This window comes from Ruminococcus turbiniformis, assembly GCF_020687545.1.
GTDB classification, from domain to species: Bacteria; Bacillota; Clostridia; order Lachnospirales; family Lachnospiraceae; genus Mediterraneibacter; species Mediterraneibacter turbiniformis.
The window spans coordinates 33,398-54,920 of the sequence record NZ_JAJEQX010000018.1 but is presented as its reverse complement, the minus strand read 5'-3'; the positions used below and the strand labels follow the sequence as shown (position 1 = coordinate 54,920).

Genomic DNA, 21,523 nt, shown 5'->3' with positions numbered 1-21,523 from the left:
AATGGCAATTGGCGTTGTACACCCATGAGGAAAGCGGTATAATAGCAGATAGTATTATATCAGACAGGAGAAGGACTGATGAACGTACAGAAGGTAAACTACCAGAAGGAACTGGAGAAACTGCTGAAGAAACTTGAGGCTGAGGGAACGGTTCCGTCCCTTCTGATCCACAGCTGCTGCGCGCCGTGCAGCAGCTATGTGCTCGAATATCTGTCTCAGTATTTCAGAATCACTGTGCTCTATTATAACCCGAATATCTATCCCGAGAGTGAATATACGAAACGGATACTGGAGCAGCAGAAACTGATTCGTGACATGTATTTTAAATATCCGGTTGCCTTCCTCGCGGGGAAATACGAAAAAGAAAAATTTTATGAGATGGCAAGGGGCATGGAGGAGTTAAAAGAGGGCGGAGCCAGATGCATGAAGTGCTATGAGCTGCGTCTTACGGAGGCGGCACGCCAGGCTGCGGCGGGCGGATTCGACTATTTCACGACCACGCTGAGTATAAGTCCCCTTAAGAATGCCCAGAAGTTAAATGAGATCGGCGTCAGAGTCGGCAGGGAATACGGCGTGGAGTATCTTATGTCTGATTTTAAGAAAAAGAACGGCTATAAGCGGTCCATTGAACTCTCGAAAGAGTTCGGGCTTTACAGACAGGACTACTGCGGATGCGAGTTTTCCATGCGGGAAAGAGGTACGGTTTAAGGGTGGCTGCCGGAAAATTCAAGTTTTAAGTAGACACAGAACACTTTACTGTGTTAAACTAAGTGGAAAATGCAGCGCAGTCTGCATTTTCGGATAAACAGAGAAGAGAGGTAAAGGAAATGGCACAGTTATGGGGCGGCCGTTTCACGAAAGAGACGGACAAGCTTGTATACAATTTCAATGCTTCTATCTCCTTTGATAAAAGATTTTATGGGCAGGATATCCGCGGGAGCATCGCACATGTGACCATGCTTGCGAAGCAGGGGATTCTGACAGACGATGAGAAGGAGCAGATCATAAAGGGTCTCGAGAGCATCCGTGCGGATGTGGAGAGCGGGGCGCTTGAGATCACGGATGAATATGAAGATATCCACAGTTTCGTGGAGGCGAATCTGATCGACCGGATCGGGGACGCGGGTAAAAAGCTTCACACCGGGCGAAGCCGGAACGACCAGGTGGCGCTTGACATGAAGCTATACACAAGAGATGAGATTACGGAGCTTGACGGCCTTCTGAAGGAAATGCTGGAAGTGCTGCTTAAGCTGATGAAAGAGAACAAAGAGACGTATATGCCGGGATTTACCCACCTTCAGAAGGCCCAGCCGATTACGCTGGCGCATCATATGGGAGCGTATTTCGAGATGTTCAAAAGAGACCGTTCCCGGCTGAAGGACATTTACAGAAGGATGAATCTCTGCCCGCTTGGCTCGGGAGCGCTTGCAGGCACGACTTATCCGCTGGACAGGGAGTACACGGCAGAGCTTCTCGGATTTGACGGACCCACGCTCAACAGCATGGATTCCGTGTCTGACCGGGACTATCTGATCGAGCTGCTCTCGGCCATGTCCACGATCATGATGCATTTAAGCCGGTTTTCCGAGGAAGTGATCATCTGGAATTCCAACGAGTACCAGTTTGTGGAGATTGACGACGCGTACAGTACGGGCAGCAGCATCATGCCTCAGAAAAAGAATCCGGACATCGCGGAGCTTGTACGCGGAAAGACCGGAAGAGTGTACGGGGCTCTGATGTCTCTTCTCACTTCGATGAAGGGAATCCCGCTTGCATACAACAAGGATATGCAGGAGGACAAGGAGTTTGTCTTTGACGCGATCGACACGACGAAAGGATGCCTTGCACTTTTTACGGGAATGTTAAGGACGATGAAGTTCAATGAGCAACGTATGGAGGACAGTGCAAAGCACGGATTCACAAACGCAACGGACGCGGCGGACTATCTGGTGAACCACGGAGTTCCCTTCCGGGATGCACACGGCATCGTAGGGCGTCTTGTTCTCTACTGCATTGAGAAGAAGATTGCGCTGGATGATATGAGCCTGGAGGAATTTAAGGCGATTTCTCCGGTATTTGAGGAAGATATTTACGACGCGATCAGCATGAAGACATGCGTGGAGATGCGCAACACTGTCGGAGCGCCGGGGCCGGAGGCGATGGAAAAGGTGATCCGGGCGGAAGAAGCGTATCTTGCAGAGTAACATGCAGCCTGTTCATAAAGAGGAATGAGAAGCATATTCTGATAAAAACAGAGAATCAGGAAGAAGAACCATACATTAGAGAAGAGAAAGGGAGAGAAAAATGGAGAAGAAACTGAAAGTCGGTATTTTAGGAGCAACAGGAATGGTAGGACAGCGTTTTATCGCGCTGCTTGAGAACCATCCGTGGTTTGAGGTCGTGACAGTTGCGGCAAGCCCGAGATCCGCGGGAAAGACATACGAGGAGGCTGTGGGAGACAGATGGAAAATGGACACTCCCATGCCGGAGGCGGTAAAGAATCTGACAGTACTCAACGTCAATGACGTGGAGCACGTGGCGTCCACAGTGGATTTCGTGTTCAGCGCGGTTGATATGAGCAAGGACGAGATCCGTGCCATCGAGGAAGCGTATGCGAAGACAGAGACGCCGGTTGTGTCAAACAACAGCGCTCACCGCTGGACACCGGATGTACCGATGGTAGTTCCGGAGATCAACTCTGAACACTTTGACGTGATTCCGGATCAGAAAAAACGTCTCGGAACAGAGCGCGGATTTATCGCCGTGAAACCGAACTGCTCCATTCAGAGCTACGCGCCCTGCCTTGCGGCGTGGAAAGAATTCGGACCGAAAGAGCTTGTGGTGACGACATACCAGGCGATTTCCGGCGCGGGCAAGACATTTAAAGACTGGCCGGAAATGATCGGAAATATTATCCCGTTTATCGGAGGAGAGGAAGAGAAAAGCGAGCAGGAGCCGCTCCGTGTTCTCGGAAAAGTGGAGAACGGCCAGATCGTCAAGGCAGAGCTTCCGAAGATCACATGCCAGTGCGTACGCGTTCCGGTGCTGAACGGACATACTGCAGCCGTATTTATCAATTTTGAGAAAAAGCCGACGAAAGAGCAGCTTATTGAAAAGCTTGTGAACTTCAAAGGCTTCCCGCAGGAGGCAGGACTTCCCAGCGCACCGAAGCAGTTTATCCAGTATCTTGAGGAGGACAACCGTCCGCAGGTGACACTGGACGTGGATTATGAGAACGGTATGGGCGTATCCATCGGACGTCTCAGAGAGGACAGCATGTATGACTACAAGTTCATCGGACTGTCACACAACACAGTAAGAGGCGCGGCAGGCGGCGCGGTACTCTGTGCCGAGGCTCTGACTGCAAAGGGATATATTGCTGCAAAATAAAAAGGATATACCGCAGCAAAATAATCAGAAAATGTTTGCAGAAATGATATTATAATATTTATAAAGAAAGAGGATGATTTCCAATGGGAATGACAATGACACAGAAGATCCTGGCAGCTCACGCGGGACTTGACTCTGTCGAGGCGGGCCAGCTGATCGAGGCAAAGCTTGACGTAGTCATGGCGAACGATATCACCGGCCCCATGGCGCTCCCGATCATAAAGCAGATGTCGGATCATGTATTTGACAAAGACAAAGTCGTGTTTGTGCCGGATCATTTTACGCCGAACAAGGACATCAAGTCCGCGGAGAACTCAAAGGCGATCCGTGAGTACGCGAAAGAGCAGGGACTGACCTGGTATTTTGAGCAGGGGAAATCCGGCGTGGAGCACGCGATTCTTCCGGAAGCAGGCGTGGTGACTGCGGGAGAGTGCATTATCGGGGCAGATTCCCACACATGCACATACGGAGCGCTCGGCGCATTCTCCACAGGAATGGGGACGACAGACGTTGCGACAGGCATGGCGACAGGAGAGATCTGGTTTAAGGTGCCGAGCGCGATCAAGTTCGTCCTGACCGGAAAACCAGGGAAATACGTGAGCGGAAAAGATATCATCATTCACATCATCGGAAAGATCGGTGTAGACGGAGCCCTCTATAAATCGATGGAATTTACCGGAGACGGCATTGCAAACCTCTCTATGGACGACCGCTTTACAATGGCGAATATGGCGATTGAGGCCGGCGCGAAGAACGGAATATTCCCGGTGGATGAAAAGGCCCTTGCGTATATCACGGAACATTCAAAGAAGCCGTACACGATCTATGAGGCGGATGAAGACGCGCAGTATGACGAAGTGATCACGATTGATCTTTCCGAAGTGCGTCCGACGGTTGCATTCCCGCATCTTCCGGGAAATGCGAAGACGATCGACGAAGTAGAAGCCATGGAGCCGATTAAGATTGATCAGGTTGTGATCGGTTCCTGCACAAACGGCCGCATGGAGGACATGAGAAAGGCGGCGGCAATCCTGAAAGGGCATACCGTACATCCCGATGTGCGCGTCATGGTTGTTCCCGCGACGCAGAAGATCTATAAGCAGTGTATCGAGGAAGGACTTCTGGAGATCTTTGTGGACGCAGGATGCGCGGTGAACACACCGAGCTGCGGACCGTGCATGGGTGGACATATGGGCGTTATGGCAGCGGGAGAGAAGTGCGTGTCCACGACAAACCGCAACTTTGTGGGACGTATGGGACATGTGGATTCCCTGATTTACCTGGCTTCCCCGGAGGTTGCGGCAGCCAGCGCGATCGCCGGATATATCGCGAATCCTGAGAAAGTAGGTGACATGTAAATGAAAGCAAAAGGACATGTTTTTAAATACGGGGACAATGTGGATACAGACGTGATCATCCCGGCAAGATACCTGAATTCCTTCGACGCGCAGGAACTGGCGAGTCACGCCATGGCAGACATTGACCCGGATTTTGTGAAGAAAGTACAGCCGGGTGATCTAATCGTAGCAAATAAGAACTTCGGATGCGGCTCTTCAAGGGAGCATGCGCCGCTCTGTCTGAAGACGGCCGGCGTAAGCTGCATCATTGCGGAGACATTTGCGAGAATCTTTTACCGGAATGCGATCAATATCGGACTTCCGATCATCGAGTGTCCCGAGGCGGCGAAAGGAATCGAGGCAGGCGATGAAGTTGAGGTGGATTTTGACAGCGGCAAGATCTGTAATCTGACAAAAGGAACCCAGTTCCAGGGACAGGCGTTCCCGGAGTTTATGCAGAAGCTGATCGCGGCCGGAGGACTGGTCAATTATACAAACAACAAAAAGAAGGACTGAAAAATCCGTGTGTACCGCCGTGGGAGAAAGGCGGCGGATACGGAGATAAAAAGGGATGCGGCATGTGTCATGCAGGCACCCCTTTTTGTTCAGACGGCGTTCATAATCCCGGGCCTGTCCGAGGCCGTGGCGGCCGCCTGCAATCCCGGGAGAATGTCTGTCCGGTGAAGGATGCCGGTGAAAGGGGGAACTATGGAAAAAGAAAACAAAAACGGAAGGGCATCTGCTCTTCTTCCGATCGGAGTATTTCTTGTACTCTTTCTCGGATCGGGAATTCTGTTTCAGGATTTTAACGCGATGCCGGCTATCGTGGCCTTTCTCGTCGCATTGTTCGCAGCGTTTCTGCAGAACAGAAAAGTAAGCTTTGATGAGAAACTTAAGATTATTGCAGGAGGACTCGGAGAGGAAAATATCATTACCATGTGCCTGATCTTCCTCTGTGCGGGTGCCTTCTCCGGGGCCGTTACCGCGGCAGGAGGAGTGGAAAGTGCGGTCAATCTGGGACTGACGCTGATCCCTTCGGATTTCGTTATCGCGGGTCTGTTTGTTATCGGGTGTTTTATCTCTGTCTCCATGGGAACGTCCATGGGAACAATCGCGGCTCTTGCGCCCATTGCGGCCGGAGTCAGCGAGACAACCGGATTTTCTCTTGCTGTCTGCGTCGCAGCTGTAGTGTGCGGGGCGATGTTCGGAGACAATCTCTCCATGATTTCAGATACGACGATCGCTGCCGTAAAGACCCAGGGGTGCGAGATGAAGGACAAGTTCAAAGCAAATTTCCTGATCGTTCTTCCGGCAGCGGTTCTTACGGTTTTCTTTTTCTGGTTCACGGCAAGAGATATCAGCTTTAATATGGATGAGGGGTTAAACTACAGCCTTCTTGAAGTGCTTCCCTATCTTGTTGTGCTTGTGGGTGCGCTTATCGGAATCAATGTCTTCCTTGTGCTGATCAGCGGCATTGTTCTCTCGCTCATTGTCGGTGTGGCAGCGGGAAACATTGCGATTACGGAGATATTTTCCGTGGTGGGGCAGGGCGTGACGTCCATGTATGATATTACCGTGATCTCCATCATTGTCGCGTGCATTGTCTCTCTTGTGAGAGCAAACGGCGGAATTCACTTTATTCTGCATCTGATCCGCAGCCGGATAAAAGGAAAGAAAGGCGCCCAGGCTGGAATTGCCGCTCTGGCTCTCGCGGTGGACCTGTGTACGGCAAATAACACAGTGGCGATTGTCATGGCAGGACCGATCGCAAAGGAGATCAGCGATGAATACGGAGTGGATCCGAAGCGTTCGGCTTCGCTTCTTGATATGTTTACCTCCGTGGGACAGGGGCTGATTCCTTACGGCGCGCAGCTCCTCTCAGCGGCGACGCTGACAGGACTGACGCCTTTTGAGATTATACCGCACACGGTGTATCCGGTTCTGATGGCGGTCTGCGGCATCATTGCAATCCTGCTGCAGAAAAAGTAAACGACGGGCGAAGAAAAAGGAAACATCGGGATTTGTTTACTTCACGCTGCAATCTGTGTTATAATTCAGAGCAGCAACCGATAGAAAGATTAAAGAGGGTAAGAGAATGAATCTTTTATACAAGAGTACGAGAAACAACGAAAATACAGTGACGGCTTCCCAGGCGATCTTAAAGGGACTTGCCGACGACGGCGGTCTGTTTGTGCCGGAGCGCATTCCGAAGCTGGACGTTTCAATGGATGAACTGAAGAAGATGAGCTATCAGGAAACAGCCTATGAAGTGATGAAACTGTTCCTGACAGATTTCACAGAGGAAGAATTAAAGCACTGCATTGACAGCGCATATGATTCCAAGTTTGATACAGATGTGATCGCCCCCCTCGTAAAAGTGGGTGACACATATCATCTGGAGCTTTTCCACGGTGCGACAATCGCGTTTAAGGATATGGCGCTGTCTATCCTTCCGCACCTGCTCACAACAGCGGCGAAGAAAAACAATGTGACCGACGAGATCGTGATCCTGACAGCCACATCCGGAGATACCGGAAAGGCGGCGCTGGCAGGATTCGCGGATGTACCGGGTACGAAGATTATTGTCTTCTATCCGAAGGGCGGAGTGAGCCGCGTACAGGAACTTCAGATGGTGACGCAGAAGGGGGAGAATACCGCTGTTGTCGCGATCCACGGAAACTTTGACAATGCACAGAGCGGGGTGAAGGCGCTCTTTGAAGACAGAGAGCTGGAGAGTGAACTCGCAGAGGCAGGATACCGGTTTTCCTCTGCCAATTCCATCAATATCGGACGGCTTGTGCCCCAGGTTGTCTACTATGTATATGCATACGCGAAACTTCTGGAAAATGAAGAGATTGTCTCCGGTGAGGAGATTAACGTGACTGTTCCGACCGGAAATTTCGGAAACATTCTTGCAGCTTATTATGCGAAACAGATGGGAGTTCCGTTCGCGAAACTGATCTGTGCGTCAAATGAAAACAAGGTGCTCTTTGACTTCTTCCGTACCGGTGTGTACGACAGAAACCGGGAGTTTATCCTTACCTCTTCTCCTTCTATGGACATCCTGATTTCCAGCAATCTGGAGAGACTGATCTACACGATTGCGGGACAGGACTCTGAAAAAAACCGGGATCTGATGGCGCAGCTCAAAGAGACAGGCTCTTATGAAATTACACCGGAAATGCGGGAAAAACTCGGTGATTTTGAGGGAGGATACGCGACGGAGGAAGAGACGAAAGAGACGATCCGCACAACATATGAGCACACAGGGTATGTGATGGACACCCATACGGCGGTTGCTGCACATGTGTGCGCGCAGTACCGCAAAGACAGCCAGGATCCGGCAAAATGCCTTATAGCTTCCACGGCCAGTCCGTACAAATTCATCCACAGTGTCATGACGGCGATCGACGGGAAATATGACGGCGCCGACGAGTTCGATCTGGTGGATGAGCTGAGCAGAATATCCGGTATGGAGGTTCCGAATGCAATTGAGGAGATCCGGAACGCTGATATCCGTCACAGAAAAGAATGCGATCCGGAGAATATGAAAGATACGGTAAAAGAAATTCTCGGAATACGGGGGTAAGAGGTTATGGGTGACAGTATCTGGGGGCTTGTAAGTGCCTTCGCCTTCTGCCTGGGCGCTTACGCGATCTATTCTTTTATAGTTATGAAGACGAGAGGTTTGATCAACACAGGATTTCTCCTCGGGAAAAATTATGCCGGCAAGCGGTGCAAAGACAAGGAAGCATATATGAAAAGAGCGGGTATTGCGCTTCTTGTGCTCGGAATTACAGGCATCGTTTTCGGCGTGGTGGACTTTATCCATCTTTTTGTTATTCCGATGTCGGCAGTAGATAATGTCGTTCTGTTTCTGTTTTTTGTTGTTCTGCTCTGGTTTGGCGGGTATACAACAAAACTGAAAAAAACATACTGGTAACATAAAACATGCCGGCAGCAGAATAATGTTGATTTTTTAACGAGTATTTTGTATAATAAATACTATCTGGTACGTTGCGGCCAGAATATCGCAGTAGAAAATACAAAGAAAGAGAGAGGAAGAGCGTATATGGCAAATATTGATTTAACAAAGTATGGCATTACGGGAACAACTGAGATTGTTCACAATCCTTCATTCGAGATGCTTTTCGAAGAAGAGACGAATCCGAACCTTGAAGGATTTGACAAGGGTCAGGTAAGTGAGCTTGGCGCTGTCAACGTTATGACAGGTATCTACACGGGCCGTTCTCCGAAAGACAAATATATTGTAATGGATGAGAACTCCAAAGACACAGTTTGGTGGACATCTGACGAGTACAAGAACGACAACCATCCTGCAACACAGGAAGCATGGAACACAGTAAAGGAGATTGCTCAGAAACAGCTTTCCGGCAAGAGACTTTTCGTAGTTGACGCTTTCTGCGGCGCAAATAAGGATACCCGCATGGCAATCCGTTTCATTATGGAAGTTGCATGGCAGGCACACTTTGTTACAAATATGTTCATCCGTCCTACAGACGAAGAGCTTGAAAACTTTGAGCCTGACTTCATTGTATACAACGCTTCCAAGGCAAAGGTAGAGAACTACGAGGAGCTGGGACTTGGTTCAGAGACAGCTGTAATGTTCAATATCACAAGCCGCGAGCAGGTTATCGTAAATACATGGTACGGCGGAGAGATGAAGAAAGGTATGTTCTCCATGATGAACTACTATCTGCCGCTGAAGGGCATTGCTTCCATGCACTGCTCCGCAAACACAGATATGAACGGCGAGAACACAGCAATCTTCTTCGGACTTTCCGGAACAGGAAAGACAACTCTTTCTACAGACCCGAAGAGACTTCTCATCGGTGACGACGAGCACGGCTGGGATGACAACGGAATCTTTAACTTTGAGGGCGGCTGCTACGCAAAAGTCATCGACCTTGACAAAGAATCCGAGCCGGATATTTACAATGCAATCAGACGCAACGCTCTTCTTGAGAATGTTACACTGGACGCAGACGGAAAGATTGATTTCGCAGACAAAAGTGTAACAGAAAATACACGTGTATCTTACCCGATCGATCATATCGAGAAGATCGTTCGCCCGGTATCTGCAGCACCGGCAGCTAAGAATGTTATCTTCCTCTCAGCTGATGCATTCGGAGTACTTCCGCCGGTATCCATTCTGACACCGGAGCAGACAGAGTACTACTTCCTGTCAGGATTTACTGCAAAACTTGCCGGAACAGAGCGCGGTATCACAGAGCCGACACCGACCTTCTCCGCATGCTTCGGACAGGCTTTCCTTGAGCTTCATCCGACAAAGTACGCAGAGGAACTTGTTAAGAGAATGAAAGAAAGCGGAGCAAAAGCTTACCTTGTAAACACAGGATGGAACGGAACAGGAAAACGTATCTCCATCAAAGATACCCGCGGTATCATCGATGCGATCCTGGACGGCTCAATTCTGACAGCTCCGACAAAGACGATCCCGCACTTCAACTTCGAAGTTCCGACAGAGCTTCCGGGAGTTGATCCGGCGATCCTTGACCCGCGCGACACTTATGCTGATGCTTCCGAGTGGGAGACAAAAGCAAAAGATCTTGCAGCGCGCTTCATCAAGAACTTCAAGAAATACGAGAGCAACGAGCTTGGAAAAGCTCTCGTGGCAGCAGGTCCGCAGGAGTAAATTTAAACTGCGTTCTGCTCAGATAAAACTGTGATTTGAAAATGTGCCCGTGAGGAAGGAAATGATCCCTTCTGCGGGCACATTTTCGTTTACTCCTCAAAGTGCTCCCGCAGTTTTTCGATTGCACTTTTCTCGATCCGGGAGACGTAAGAGCGGGAAATGCCGATCTGTCTGGCTATTTCCCGCTGCGTGTACTCTTCGCCGTTATAGAGTCCATACCGCATTTTTAAAACGAGCTTTTCTCTCGGGGAAAGCTCGTTTTCGACCTTTTCATACAGTTTCTGTATATTTTCTTTCAGAAAAAGTTTTTCGGGGACGTCGGTCTCATCGGTCTCAAGAATATCATAGAGGCGGATCTCATTGCCCTCCCGGTCAGTTCCGATGGGTTCGTACAGTGAGATTTCTTTCGAGGCCTTTTTTCTGCTCCTGAGATGCATCAGAATCTCATTTTCCACACATCTGGAAGCGTAGGCTGCGAGGCGGTTTCCTTTGTCGGGGTTGAATGTCACAACGGCTTTGATCAGTCCGATTGTCCCGATAGAGATCAGATCCTCAGGGTCTTCCCCGAGATTCTGATATTTTTTGATTACATGGGCTACAAGTCTGAGGTTGCGCTCGATCAGGATGTGCTTTGCCTCGAGATCTCCCTCGGTATATTTCTGGATGTAGTATTTTTCTTCCGCTGGGGTGAGGGGATTGGGAAATGATTTCAAGACGGCACCTCTTAGCACATTTGATATAGTTTATGAAAAAGCGGCGCGGTTTGTGCTTTTCCACCGAAAAATGTACAGGTCCGGACATTTCTGGGGGATCTGTCTTTTGGGACTTCCTATTTGTGTCTTGACATCCGGCAGTGTGGTAAGCTATCATAGACATACATTCCCGAAGGCTTTCTGCTTCGGTAATCTTGCCCGGAGACGGGTATCTGGCCGGATCGGCCGGAATTCAGTGTTACAGGTTAAACAGTGGTGTTTACTCGGCAATTTTTTACAGACAGGGACTCATTGTAAGGAAGGAGTACAGATGAGTTTCAGCACAGTTTTATCCGTTTCCATAGACGGATTGAAAGCGGAACAGATCCGTGTGGAAGCGGATGTATCAAACGGCCTGCCTGTATTTCATATGATAGGATATCTGTCATCAGAGGTGAAAGAGGCGGGAGAACGGGTGAGAACAGCGATTAAAAATTCGGGGTTTGACTTTCCCCCGAAGCGGACGGTTGTCAATCTGTCGCCTGCCACCATGAGAAAAAGAGGGGCCTCCTTTGATCTGCCGATTGCGGCGGCGATACTGGCATCTCTGGGGCAGATTGATCCCGGGGCGGCGGAAAAGTATCTGATGATCGGAGAACTGAGCCTGGACGGCAGAGTGAGAAAAGTCCCGGGAATTCTTCCGGCGGCGGTGGAGGCGCGGGACAGCGGGATTGCGGCATGCATCGTCCCGCGGGAGAATGCGGCGGAAGCAGCACTTGTAGACGGACTGAAGGTGTATGGAGTCACAAGCCTTGCCGAAACGGCGGAGTTTCTTCAGGGGAAGCGGAGACTGCGCGCCTGGGAAAAAGAGAAAACAGAGTCGGAAGAAAACGGACAATATCCGGATTTTGCAGACATCAGAGGACAGGGGCATGTAAAGAGAGCAGCGGAGATCGCGGTGGCAGGAGGGCATAATCTTCTGATGATCGGTCCTCCCGGAAGCGGAAAGTCCATGACCGCCCGGTGCATTGCGGGAATCCTTCCGCCTCTGGATTTTCAGGAGAGTCTGGAGATTACAAAGATATACAGCGTGCTCGGGATGGTGGATGAGGAGCATCCGCTGATTACCAGACGTCCCTTCCGGGAGGTACACCATACGGCGACAAAGGCGGCTCTGGTCGGAGGCGGGGCAGTGCCGAAACCAGGGGAGATCAGCCTGGCGCACGGAGGGGTACTCTTTCTGGATGAACTTCCGGAGTTCCGCAAAAGTGTTCTCGACGTGCTCAGACAGCCTTTGGAAGAGCGGAGCATAGAACTTACAAGGAGCTGCGGAAACTATCAGTTTCCGGCGGATTTTATGCTTGTAGGAGCCATGAATCCCTGTGTGTGCGGGAAATATCCTGATTCTTCCTGTACATGTACGCCTCTGCAGATTCAGCTCTATTTAAGCAGGATCAGCAGGCCTTTTCTGGATCGGATCGATCTTTGCGTGGAAGCTCCCAGAGTGCAGTATGAAGATCTCACAAAGGAGACGAAGGAAGAGAGCTCCGCGGAAATCAGAAAGAGAGTCTGCCGTGTGCGGGAGATACAAAGACAGCGGTATGAAGGGACTAAAATCCGCTGCAATGCGAGGCTTGCGGCGAATGATATGGGGAGATACTGCGCACTTGGAGAAGCGGAAAAAAAGCTGATGGGACAGGCGTTTTCCGTCATGGATCTGACCGCCCGCGGCTATCACAGAATCATAAAGACTGCGCGCACGATCGCGGATCTGGACGGGGAGGATCAGATCCGGACGGAACATTTGCGGGAGGCGCTCGGCTATCGCACAGTGGATAACAAATACTGGAAAAAATAGAGTATGGGAAAGGAGACAGAAGATGAAATATGAATACTGGCTCGCGCGCATCCGGGGGATATCGGCGAAGAAAAAAAGGATGCTCAGAGAACACATGAATTCAGCAGAGAGCGTTTATTATATAGAAGAAACACAGCTTGAGGAAGCCGGATTTCTGAATGAAAATGAGAAAGACAGAATACGAGACGCACAAAAGGAGGAAGACCCGGAAGAGGAATACGAAAAGATGTGCGGGAAAGGGATCCGCTTTATTCCCTGGTCTGACAGGGAATATCCGGGCCGCCTCCGGGAGATGGAAGATATGCCTTATGCTCTGTATGTTAAGGGAAAGCTGCCTCTGGAGACTTCCAGAACAGCGGCGGTCATCGGCGCCAGAAGGTGCACGCCGTACGGGGAAAAGTATGCTGTGGACTTTGCCGCTGCGCTTGCGGGAAGAGGCGTGGAGATCATAAGCGGGATGGCCAGAGGGATCGACGGAATGGGACACAGGGGAGCCCTGATGGCAGGCGGGAGAACCTTTGCGGTTCTTGGCAGCGGAGTGGATATCTGCTATCCGAGGGAACATATAGGTCTGTACATGGATATTCTGGAACAGGACGGAGGGATTCTGTCCGAGCAGCCTCCGGGGACGCCGCCCCTCCCGCAGCACTTTCCCGCGAGAAACCGGATCATAAGCGGGCTCTCCGACGCGGTGCTTGTGATGGAAGCGGGAAAAAAGAGCGGATCGCTCATCACGGTAGATCTGGCACTGGAACAGGGAAAGGATATCTATGCGCTGCCGGGGCCCGTGAACAGTGAGCTGAGCGACGGATGCAACCGCCTGATCCGTCAGGGGGCCGGGATACTCCTGTCGCCGGAAAGTCTGCTTGAAGAGTGGCATCTTGAGCAGAAACCGGATGTACAGTCGTGCGAAAAGTGCGACAAAAATGAAAAAGTGCTTGAAACTACAGAAAAATTGGTGTATAGTCGTCTTGGTTTGTATCCAAAGGATGTGGATCAGCTTGCCGCAGAGACCGGGATGAATGTCAGAGAACTTATGGGACTGCTGGTGTCGCTGGAACTGAAAGGATACGCCAGAGAAATATCAAAGAATCATTATATCAGATAGGGGAAACATTTTTATGGCACATTATTTGGTAATTGTTGAGTCACCTGCAAAAGTGAAGACAATTAAAAAATTTCTGGGAAGCAATTATACAGTCGCGGCATCTCAGGGACATGTGCGGGATCTTCCGAAAAGTTCCCTCGGAATTGACATTGAACATGATTATGAACCGAAATATATCACGATACGGGGCAAGGGAGATATTCTTGCCGCACTAAGGAAAGAGGCGAAAAAGTCAGATAAAGTGTATCTCGCGACCGACCCTGACCGTGAAGGAGAGGCGATCTCATGGCATCTGGCGGCAGCACTGAAGCTGGATGAGAAGAAGATGCGCCGGATTACTTTCAATGAGATCACAAAAAATGCGGTGAAAGCGTCGTTGAAAGCACCCCGGGATATTGATATGGATCTGGTCGATGCACAGCAGGCCAGACGTGTGCTCGACCGTATGGTCGGATATATGATCAGCCCACTCCTCTGGGCAAAAGTAAAGAGGGGCTTAAGTGCGGGCCGTGTTCAGTCAGTTGCCTTGAGGCTTGTAGCTGACCGGGAGGATGAGATCAACGCATTTATTCCGGAGGAATACTGGACTCTCGACGCAGTGCTGAAGATCAAAGGGGAAAAGAGACCTCTTGTGGCAAAATTTTACGGGACTGATAAGAAGAAAATGACAATTCACTCGGAGGAAGAACTGAGGGGGATTGTGCAGGAGATCGAGAACTCGGAGTTTAAAATTACGGATATAAAGACGAGCGAACGGATTCGCAGGGCTCCTCTTCCGTTTACGACCAGTACGCTTCAGCAGGAGGCAGCAAAAGCACTGAACTTCGGAACTCAGAAGACGATGAGAATCGCACAGCAGCTCTACGAGGGAATCGATATCAAAGGAAATGGCACAGTGGGTATCATAACGTACCTGCGTACGGATTCCACGAGAATTGCTGACGAGGCGGATGCGGCCGCGAGAGAGTATATCTCTTCCATATACGGAAATGAGTACGCTGCGGCCCGTCAGAATGCTTCAAATGACGGAAAGAAGATCCAGGACGCGCACGAGGCGATCCGTCCGACGGATATTTCCCGGACGCCCGCGTCCATTAAGGACTCCCTTACGAGAGACCAGTTCAGGCTGTATCAGCTGATCTGGAAACGCTTTGCGGCCAGCCGTATGACTCCGGCCAGATACGAGGCAACTTCGGTGAAGATAGGAGCCGGCCGGTACTGCTTTACGGTTGCGGCTTCCAAGCTTCTGTTCGAGGGATTCCGCTCTGTGTACACAGAGGCGGATGAGGAGAAGGAAGAGAGCAATGTTCTTGTGGGCGGCCTGAATATGGATTCCGTTTTGACAAAGGAAAGCCTGGAAGAAAAGCAGCATTTCACACAGCCTCCGGCCCACTATACGGAGGCCAGCCTTGTCAAGGCGCTTGAGGAACTGGGAATCGGTCGTCCGAGTACGTACGCGCCGACGATCTCGATCATTCTCGGGAGAAGGTACGTCACAAAAGAGGCGAGAAACCTTTATCTTACAGAGATCGGCGAGGTAGTCAACAATATGATGAAACAGTCCTTTCCGAGTATTGTGGACGTGAATTTCACGGCGAACATGGAGGGACTTCTGGATATGGTCGAAGAGGGAAAGGTCGAGTGGAAAGAAGTGATACGAAACTTCTACCCGGATCTGGAAGAAGCTGTGAAGAAGGCAGAGAAAGAGCTTGAGACTGTGAAGATCGAGGATGAGGTGACGGATGTTATCTGCGAGGAGTGCGGAAGAAACATGGTCATCAAATACGGGCCTCACGGAAAGTTCCTCGCCTGTCCGGGATTCCCGGAATGCCGCAACACAAAACCGTATCTTGAAAAAATCGGGGTGCCCTGTCCGGTCTGTGGGAAAGATGTTGTCATCCGTAAGACAAAGAAAGGAAGAAAGTACTACGGATGTGAGAATAATCCGGAATGTGAATTTATGTCCTGGCAGAAACCGTCAACGGAAAAGTGTCCGGAGTGCGGTGGATATATGGTTGAAAAGGGCAGCAAACTTGTTTGCGCGAACGAAAAGTGCGGTTATGTGAGCACAGTGAAGCGGAAAAAAGAAGAGTAGTGAAAAAAAACAAAAGAATAGATAAATTGTATTGCTATTCAGAAAATTGTATGATAATATAAATATATCTATAAATTTGTCAGATTTTGAATATACAATTCTGACGCGTTCAAGAATATGCGGAGGAAGTAATGAGCGTACAACTGTTAGACAAAACTAGAAAGATCAATAAGCTGCTCCATAATAACAATTCGAGCAAGGTCGTTTTTAATGATATCTGTGCAGTACTGACAGAGATTCTTGACTCAAATGTCCTTGTTGTCAGCAGAAAGGGAAAGATACTCGGCGTGAGCAAGTGTCCGAGTGTCAAGGAGATCAATGAACTGATCACGGAGTCGGTAGGTTCTCATATTGATTCGATGCTTAACGAGCGGCTGCTGAGCATTTTGTCCACGAAGGAAAATGTGAATCTGGAGACACTTGGATTTTCTCCGGAGGCAGTGGAAGGATGTCAGGCAATTATCACTCCGATTGACATTGCAGGGGAGAGACTCGGAACCCTGTTTATTTACAGGCAGGATGCAATGTACTCGATCGATGACATTATTCTCAGCGAGTATGGAACAGCAGTCGTTGGACTTGAGATGCTTCGGTCGGTCAATGAGGAGAGTGCGGAAGAGACACGAAAGGAACACATCGTACAGTCAGCGATCAGCACGCTGTCGTTCTCGGAACTTGAGGCGATCATCCATATCTTTGATGAGCTGGGAGGAACAGAGGGAATCCTTGTGGCGAGCAAGGTGGCGGATCGGGTCGGCATCACCCGATCCGTGATTGTAAACGCTTTAAGAAAATTCGAGAGTGCAGGGGTGATTGAGTCCCGTTCATCCGGAATGAAGGGAACTTACATCAAGGTGCTTAACGATTATGTTTTCACAGAGCTTGACAGAATCAGGAAAGAACGGATGTAACCGGGAGGACAGACAGTATGTACGAAGGAAATCCCGTCGATCTGCGGATGGAAAAGATTATATCCGCAGACGGCATTTTTGATGATTCAACACGTCAGTGCAGGGTACATAAGTATGACCCGGAAGAAGACTATATCTATCTGGAACTTAAGGAGGATGACCTGACAGCCATATCGCTGGATGCGAAGTACCGGTGCTATATATCGACGAGAACGGAACTTCTCTACTGTACGGGAGTGGTAAAGGAAAGGTTTCGCAGGGAAGATCAGAATCTGCTGAAATTCCGGATCGAGAACGGGTTTTATAACGTGTATGAAGGAAGAAGAATGACAAAGCGTGCTTAAGGGCACGCTTTTTTTTGTACAGACGGCGTTCATAAGTCCGGGCCTGTACGAGAACCTGGCGGCTGCTTACAATCCCGGAATGGTACCTTTAGTACTATCGGGGATTATAGGAAACTGGCTCCTGTGAAATTTATAAAAACCTTGTAAACTGTGTTGACAAATTGAGGGCAGAGTGCTATTTTATATTCATGAGGTTTAGCACTCGTGAGAAATGAGTGCTAACAAACAATAGTTAAGGAGGAATCACAATGAAGTTAGTACCATTGGGTGACAAGATTGTTTTAAAACAGTTAGAAGCAGAAGAGACGACAAAATCCGGTATCGTGCTGCCGGGACAGGCGAAAGAGAAACCGCAGGAAGCTGAAGTTATCGCAGTAGGCCCGGGCGGAAATATAGATGGAAAAGAAGTTGTGATGCAGGTAAAGGTTGGAGATAAGGTAATTTACTCCAAATATGCAGGAACAGATGTTGAACTTGACGGAGAGGAATACATCATCGTAAAACAGAATGACATTCTCGCAATTGTAGAGGCATAGAACACTTAGCGAGGTACTTTCGAGGTTAGTGTTCTAGCCGATACACCGAGTGAATATGAGGTGTATCAACCCCGGACACTTAGCGAGGTACTTTCGAGCTTAGTGTATCAATCAAGTAATTTATAAGGAGATGTACAGCAATGGCAAAGGAAATCAAATATGGTGCTGAGGCCAGAGCAGCACTGGAAAAGGGCGTAAACAAACTGGCAGATACAGTAAAGGTCACACTTGGACCGAAAGGAAGAAACGTTGTTCTTGACAAATCATTCGGCGCACCGCTGATCACAAACGACGGTGTTACGATCGCGAAAGAGATCGAGCTGGAGGACGGATTCGAGAATATGGGAGCACAGCTGATCAGAGAAGTCGCTTCCAAGACAAACGATGTGGCCGGAGACGGTACGACAACAGCAACTGTCCTTGCACAGGCAATGGTTCATGAGGGTATGAAGAACCTTGAGGCAGGAGCAAACCCGATCGTCCTGAGAAAAGGTATGAAGAAAGCGACAGACAGAGCTGTTGAGGCAATCCAGGAGATGAGCAGCAAGGTAAAAGGAAAAGAGCAGATCGCAAGAGTTGCGGCAGTTTCCTCAGGAGATGAGTCTGTAGGCGAGATGGTTGCCGATGCGATGGAGAAAGTATCCAACGACGGAGTTATCACGATCGAAGAGTCCAAGACAATGCAGACAGAGCTTGACCTTGTAGAAGGTATGCAGTTTGACCGTGGATATATTTCCGCATATATGGCTACAGATATGGAGAAGATGGAAGCGGTTCTCGACGATCCGTATATCCTGATCACAGACAAGAAGATTTCCAACATCCAGGATATCCTTCCGCTTCTGGAGCAGATCGTACAGTCCGGAGCAAGACTTCTCATCATCGCAGAGGATATCGAGGGTGAGGCTCTCACAACTCTGATTGTCAACAAGCTGAGAGGAACATTCAATGTAGTTGCAGTGAAGGCTCCGGGATACGGCGACAGAAGAAAAGAGATGCTTCAGGATATCGCAATCCTGACAGGCGGACAGGTGATCTCCGAGGAGCTTGGATTTGACCTCAAAGAGACGACAATGGAACAGCTCGGACGTGCAAAATCCGTTAAAGTTCAGAAAGAGAACACAGTTATCGTTGACGGATATGGCGACAAGAAGGCAATTGAAGACAGAATCGCTCAGATCAAGAAAGCAATCGAAGATACAACATCTGACTTTGACAGAGAGAAGCTTCAGGAGAGACTTGCAAAACTGGCAGGCGGCGTAGCGGTTATCCGCGTAGGCGCAGCTACTGAGACAGAGATGAAAGAAGCAAAACTCCGCATGGAGGATGCTTTAAATGCTACAAGAGCAGCAGTTGAGGAAGGAATCATTGCAGGAGGCGGTTCGGCATATATCCACGCTGCAAAAGAAGTTGCAAAACTGACAGAGGAACTGGAAGGGGACGAGAAGACAGGAGCAAAAATTATCCTGAAAGCTCTGGAGGCTCCGCTGCATCAGATCGCTGCAAACGCAGGTCTTGAGGGTGCGGTTATTGTCAACAAAGTAAGAGAGTCTGAGCCGGGAATCGGATTCGACGCTTATAAAGAGGAATATGTGGACATGGTTGAGAGCGGTATTCTTGATCCTGCGAAAGTTACAAGAAGTGCTCTTCAGAATGCAACAAGCGTTGCATCCACACTGCTGACAACAGAATCTGTTGTTTCCACAATCAAAGAGCCGCAGCCGGCAGTTCCGGCAGGCGGTGCAGGCGGAATGGGCATGATGTAATTCCGGAAAAATACAGAGGGAGAAAGCTGGATTTTATTGAGAAAGTTCAGCTTTCTCCCTTCTTTTGCAGAAGGAAAAAGTGCTTTTTCTGCATTTATCCAAACAGACAGTGCATTCAGACGGGATAAATAAGAAATGCTTATAAATAAATGTTAAAATAAATAAGCTTAAATTTAGGCCGGGCAGAATGGAAACAGTTGACAGATGCCGGAAATTTCGGTAGTATATCAGTTAATATCTGCAATTTTACATATTGGGATTTGAAAGAAAGAGAGGTCAGCATACATGGGTAAGATTATTGGCGAAGGAATTACATTTGACGACGTGCTCCTTGTACCGGCGTATTCGGAGGTGATTCCGAATGAGGTGGATCTGTCAACTTATCTGACAAAGAAGATCAAACTCAATATTCCGATGATGAGCGCGGGCATGGATACGGTTACAGAGCACCGCATGGCGATTGCGATGGCGCGCCAGGGTGGTATCGGTATTATTCATAAAAATATGTCAATCCAGGAACAGGCGGAAGAGGTGGATAAGGTAAAAAGATCTGAGAATGGTGTTATCACAGATCCGTTCTATCTTTCGCCGGAGAACACTCTGGAGGATGCCAATAATCTGATGGCGAAGTTTCGTATCTCAGGCGTTCCGATCACGGAGGGACGCAAGCTGGTCGGAATTATCACGAACCGTGATCTGAAATTTGAAGAAGACTTCTCTAAGAAAATAAAGGAATCTATGACTTCTGAAGGACTGATTACCGCAAAAGAGGGGATCACGCTTGAAGAGGCGAAAAAGATTCTCGCAAAAGCCAGAAAGGAAAAGCTCCCCATTGTGGATGACGAGGGCAACCTGAAGGGACTTATCACAATCAAGGATATTGAGAAACAGATCAAGTATCCGCTCTCTGCAAAGGATTCCCAGGGACGGCTTCTGTGCGGCGCAGCGATCGGTATTACAGCCAACTGCCTGGAACGTGTGGCAGAGCTGATGAAAGCAAAAGTGGACGTGGTTGTGATGGACTCCGCTCACGGACATTCTGCAAATGTGCTCCGTACCGTGCGTATGGTGAAGGAAAAATATCCGGAGCTTCAGGTGATCGCCGGAAATGTTGCCACAGGTGAGGCTGCAAAGGCTCTGATCGAGGCCGGTGTGGATGCTGTCAAAGTCGGTATCGGACCGGGATCGATCTGTACGACCCGCGTGGTGGCGGGAATCGGTGTTCCGCAGATCACGGCAGTCATGGACTGCTATACGGCGGCGAAAGAGTACGGCATTCCGATTATCGCGGACGGCGGTATCAAATATTCCGGAGACATGACGAAGGCGATTGCAGCGGGAGCAAATGTGTGTATGATGGGAAGCATCTTTGCCGGATGCGATGAGAGCCCGGGAACATTTGAGCTGTATCAGGGAAGAAAGTATAAAGTATACCGTGGAATGGGCTCCATTGCCGCCATGGAAAACGGCAGCAAGGACCGCTATTTCCAGGAGAACGCCAAGAAGCTTGTGCCGGAGGGCGTGGAAGGACGCGTTGCGTACAAGGGAACTGTTGAGGATACGGTATTCCAGCTGATGGGAGGACTTCGTTCCGGTATGGGATACTGCGGAACAAAGACGATCGAAGAACTGAAGGAGAATGGCAGATTTATGAAGATCTCCGCCGCATCACTTCGCGAGAGCCATCCGCATGACATTCATATTACGAAAGAGGCGCCGAACTACAGTGTAGATGAGTAAAGCGGCAATTATCAGACTGTTGTTTTTTCCGGCGGCAAGATGACCGGCCGGAAAAAGGGGGAAAAGATG

General features: G+C 49.4%; 18 protein-coding genes. 17 read left to right on the top strand and 1 reads right to left on the bottom strand.

Annotation, left to right across the window (positions count from 1 at the left end; genetic code table 11):
- Positions 1-78: 78 nt before the first annotated feature.
- The 9 genes from LKD70_RS10790 to pckA all read left to right on the top strand — a co-directional run bounded on the left by LKD70_RS10790 (position 79) and on the right by pckA (position 10,404).
- A complete protein-coding gene (locus tag LKD70_RS10790) occupies positions 79-708 on the top strand; it encodes an epoxyqueuosine reductase QueH (RefSeq protein ID WP_227708034.1) in 630 nt (209 codons plus the stop codon).
- A 119-nt stretch (positions 709-827) separates the two neighbouring features.
- The gene (gene argH / locus LKD70_RS10785) at positions 828-2,204 is read left to right on the top strand and encodes an argininosuccinate lyase (protein ID WP_227708033.1); all 1,377 of its coding nucleotides are present in this window, start codon (positions 828-830) and stop codon (positions 2,202-2,204) included.
- 100 nt (positions 2,205-2,304) lie between these two features.
- The gene (gene asd, locus LKD70_RS10780) at positions 2,305-3,390 is read left to right on the top strand and encodes an aspartate-semialdehyde dehydrogenase (protein ID WP_227708032.1); all 1,086 of its coding nucleotides are present in this window, start codon (positions 2,305-2,307) and stop codon (positions 3,388-3,390) included.
- Positions 3,391-3,473: 83 nt separating this feature from the next.
- The gene (gene leuC / locus LKD70_RS10775) at positions 3,474-4,748 is read left to right on the top strand and encodes a 3-isopropylmalate dehydratase large subunit (RefSeq protein WP_227708031.1); all 1,275 of its coding nucleotides are present in this window, start codon (positions 3,474-3,476) and stop codon (positions 4,746-4,748) included.
- Positions 4,749-5,243, top strand: coding sequence for a 3-isopropylmalate dehydratase small subunit (leuD, locus tag LKD70_RS10770; protein WP_227708030.1), 495 nt, complete (start codon positions 4,749-4,751; stop codon positions 5,241-5,243).
- Between the two features lie 192 nt (positions 5,244-5,435).
- Entirely contained in the window at positions 5,436-6,716 is a 1,281-nt protein-coding gene (locus LKD70_RS10765) for a Na+/H+ antiporter NhaC family protein (RefSeq protein WP_227708029.1), read from the top strand.
- A 106-nt stretch (positions 6,717-6,822) separates the two neighbouring features.
- Positions 6,823-8,316, top strand: coding sequence for a threonine synthase (gene thrC / locus LKD70_RS10760; RefSeq protein ID WP_227708028.1), 1,494 nt, complete (start codon positions 6,823-6,825; stop codon positions 8,314-8,316).
- Positions 8,317-8,322: 6 nt separating this feature from the next.
- A complete protein-coding gene (locus tag LKD70_RS10755; RefSeq protein ID WP_227708027.1) occupies positions 8,323-8,670 on the top strand; it encodes a hypothetical protein in 348 nt (115 codons plus the stop codon).
- 129 nt (positions 8,671-8,799) lie between these two features.
- Positions 8,800-10,404 (top strand): phosphoenolpyruvate carboxykinase (ATP), encoded by a 1,605-nt coding sequence (gene pckA / locus LKD70_RS10750; protein ID WP_227708026.1) that lies wholly within the window; start codon positions 8,800-8,802, stop codon positions 10,402-10,404.
- Positions 10,405-10,493: 89 nt separating this feature from the next.
- On the opposite strand, the gene sigK is transcribed toward pckA, so the two are convergent.
- Entirely contained in the window at positions 10,494-11,117 is a 624-nt protein-coding gene (sigK, locus tag LKD70_RS10745) for an RNA polymerase sporulation sigma factor SigK (protein WP_227708025.1), read from the bottom strand.
- A 310-nt stretch (positions 11,118-11,427) separates the two neighbouring features.
- Here sigK and LKD70_RS10740 point away from each other — a divergent pair, with 310 nt between their 5' ends.
- The 8 genes from LKD70_RS10740 to guaB all read left to right on the top strand — a co-directional run bounded on the left by LKD70_RS10740 (position 11,428) and on the right by guaB (position 21,454).
- Positions 11,428-12,954, top strand: coding sequence for a YifB family Mg chelatase-like AAA ATPase (locus tag LKD70_RS10740; RefSeq protein ID WP_227708024.1), 1,527 nt, complete (start codon positions 11,428-11,430; stop codon positions 12,952-12,954).
- 22 nt (positions 12,955-12,976) lie between these two features.
- A complete protein-coding gene (gene dprA / locus LKD70_RS10735) occupies positions 12,977-14,062 on the top strand; it encodes a DNA-processing protein DprA (protein WP_227708023.1) in 1,086 nt (361 codons plus the stop codon).
- Between the two features lie 13 nt (positions 14,063-14,075).
- Positions 14,076-16,157, top strand: coding sequence for a type I DNA topoisomerase (topA, locus tag LKD70_RS10730; RefSeq protein WP_227708022.1), 2,082 nt, complete (start codon positions 14,076-14,078; stop codon positions 16,155-16,157).
- Between the two features lie 131 nt (positions 16,158-16,288).
- Entirely contained in the window at positions 16,289-17,068 is a 780-nt protein-coding gene (gene codY, locus LKD70_RS10725; protein ID WP_227708021.1) for a GTP-sensing pleiotropic transcriptional regulator CodY, read from the top strand.
- Positions 17,069-17,085: 17 nt separating this feature from the next.
- Positions 17,086-17,412 carry a hypothetical protein gene (locus LKD70_RS10720; protein ID WP_227708020.1) on the top strand — a complete coding sequence of 109 codons (327 nt, stop codon included), beginning with the start codon at positions 17,086-17,088 and terminating at the stop codon, positions 17,410-17,412.
- A 248-nt stretch (positions 17,413-17,660) separates the two neighbouring features.
- Positions 17,661-17,948 carry a co-chaperone GroES gene (locus LKD70_RS10715; protein ID WP_087152540.1) on the top strand — a complete coding sequence of 96 codons (288 nt, stop codon included), beginning with the start codon at positions 17,661-17,663 and terminating at the stop codon, positions 17,946-17,948.
- Positions 17,949-18,088: 140 nt separating this feature from the next.
- The gene (gene groL / locus LKD70_RS10710; RefSeq protein WP_227708019.1) at positions 18,089-19,714 is read left to right on the top strand and encodes a chaperonin GroEL; all 1,626 of its coding nucleotides are present in this window, start codon (positions 18,089-18,091) and stop codon (positions 19,712-19,714) included.
- A 285-nt stretch (positions 19,715-19,999) separates the two neighbouring features.
- Entirely contained in the window at positions 20,000-21,454 is a 1,455-nt protein-coding gene (gene guaB, locus LKD70_RS10705; RefSeq protein WP_227708018.1) for an IMP dehydrogenase, read from the top strand.
- The last annotated feature ends 69 nt before the right edge of the window (positions 21,455-21,523 follow it).

Excerpts from the sequence above, each read along its gene's own strand:
- LKD70_RS10790 (WP_227708034.1), top strand. The coding sequence starts at position 79 with ATGAACGTACAGAAGGTAAACTACCAGAAGGAACTGGAGAAACTGCTG.
- argH (WP_227708033.1), top strand. The coding sequence starts at position 828 with ATGGCACAGTTATGGGGCGGCCGTTTCACGAAAGAGACGGACAAGCTT.
- asd (WP_227708032.1), top strand. The coding sequence starts at position 2,305 with ATGGAGAAGAAACTGAAAGTCGGTATTTTAGGAGCAACAGGAATGGTA.
- leuC (WP_227708031.1), top strand. The coding sequence starts at position 3,474 with ATGGGAATGACAATGACACAGAAGATCCTGGCAGCTCACGCGGGACTT.
- leuD (WP_227708030.1), top strand. The coding sequence starts at position 4,749 with ATGAAAGCAAAAGGACATGTTTTTAAATACGGGGACAATGTGGATACA.
- LKD70_RS10765 (WP_227708029.1), top strand. The coding sequence starts at position 5,436 with ATGGAAAAAGAAAACAAAAACGGAAGGGCATCTGCTCTTCTTCCGATC.
- thrC (WP_227708028.1), top strand. The coding sequence starts at position 6,823 with ATGAATCTTTTATACAAGAGTACGAGAAACAACGAAAATACAGTGACG.
- LKD70_RS10755 (WP_227708027.1), top strand. The coding sequence starts at position 8,323 with ATGGGTGACAGTATCTGGGGGCTTGTAAGTGCCTTCGCCTTCTGCCTG.
- pckA (WP_227708026.1), top strand. The coding sequence starts at position 8,800 with ATGGCAAATATTGATTTAACAAAGTATGGCATTACGGGAACAACTGAG.
- LKD70_RS10740 (WP_227708024.1), top strand. The coding sequence starts at position 11,428 with ATGAGTTTCAGCACAGTTTTATCCGTTTCCATAGACGGATTGAAAGCG.
- dprA (WP_227708023.1), top strand. The coding sequence starts at position 12,977 with ATGAAATATGAATACTGGCTCGCGCGCATCCGGGGGATATCGGCGAAG.
- topA (WP_227708022.1), top strand. The coding sequence starts at position 14,076 with ATGGCACATTATTTGGTAATTGTTGAGTCACCTGCAAAAGTGAAGACA.
- codY (WP_227708021.1), top strand. The coding sequence starts at position 16,289 with ATGAGCGTACAACTGTTAGACAAAACTAGAAAGATCAATAAGCTGCTC.
- LKD70_RS10720 (WP_227708020.1), top strand. The coding sequence starts at position 17,086 with ATGTACGAAGGAAATCCCGTCGATCTGCGGATGGAAAAGATTATATCC.
- LKD70_RS10715 (WP_087152540.1), top strand. The coding sequence starts at position 17,661 with ATGAAGTTAGTACCATTGGGTGACAAGATTGTTTTAAAACAGTTAGAA.
- groL (WP_227708019.1), top strand. The coding sequence starts at position 18,089 with ATGGCAAAGGAAATCAAATATGGTGCTGAGGCCAGAGCAGCACTGGAA.
- guaB (WP_227708018.1), top strand. The coding sequence starts at position 20,000 with ATGGGTAAGATTATTGGCGAAGGAATTACATTTGACGACGTGCTCCTT.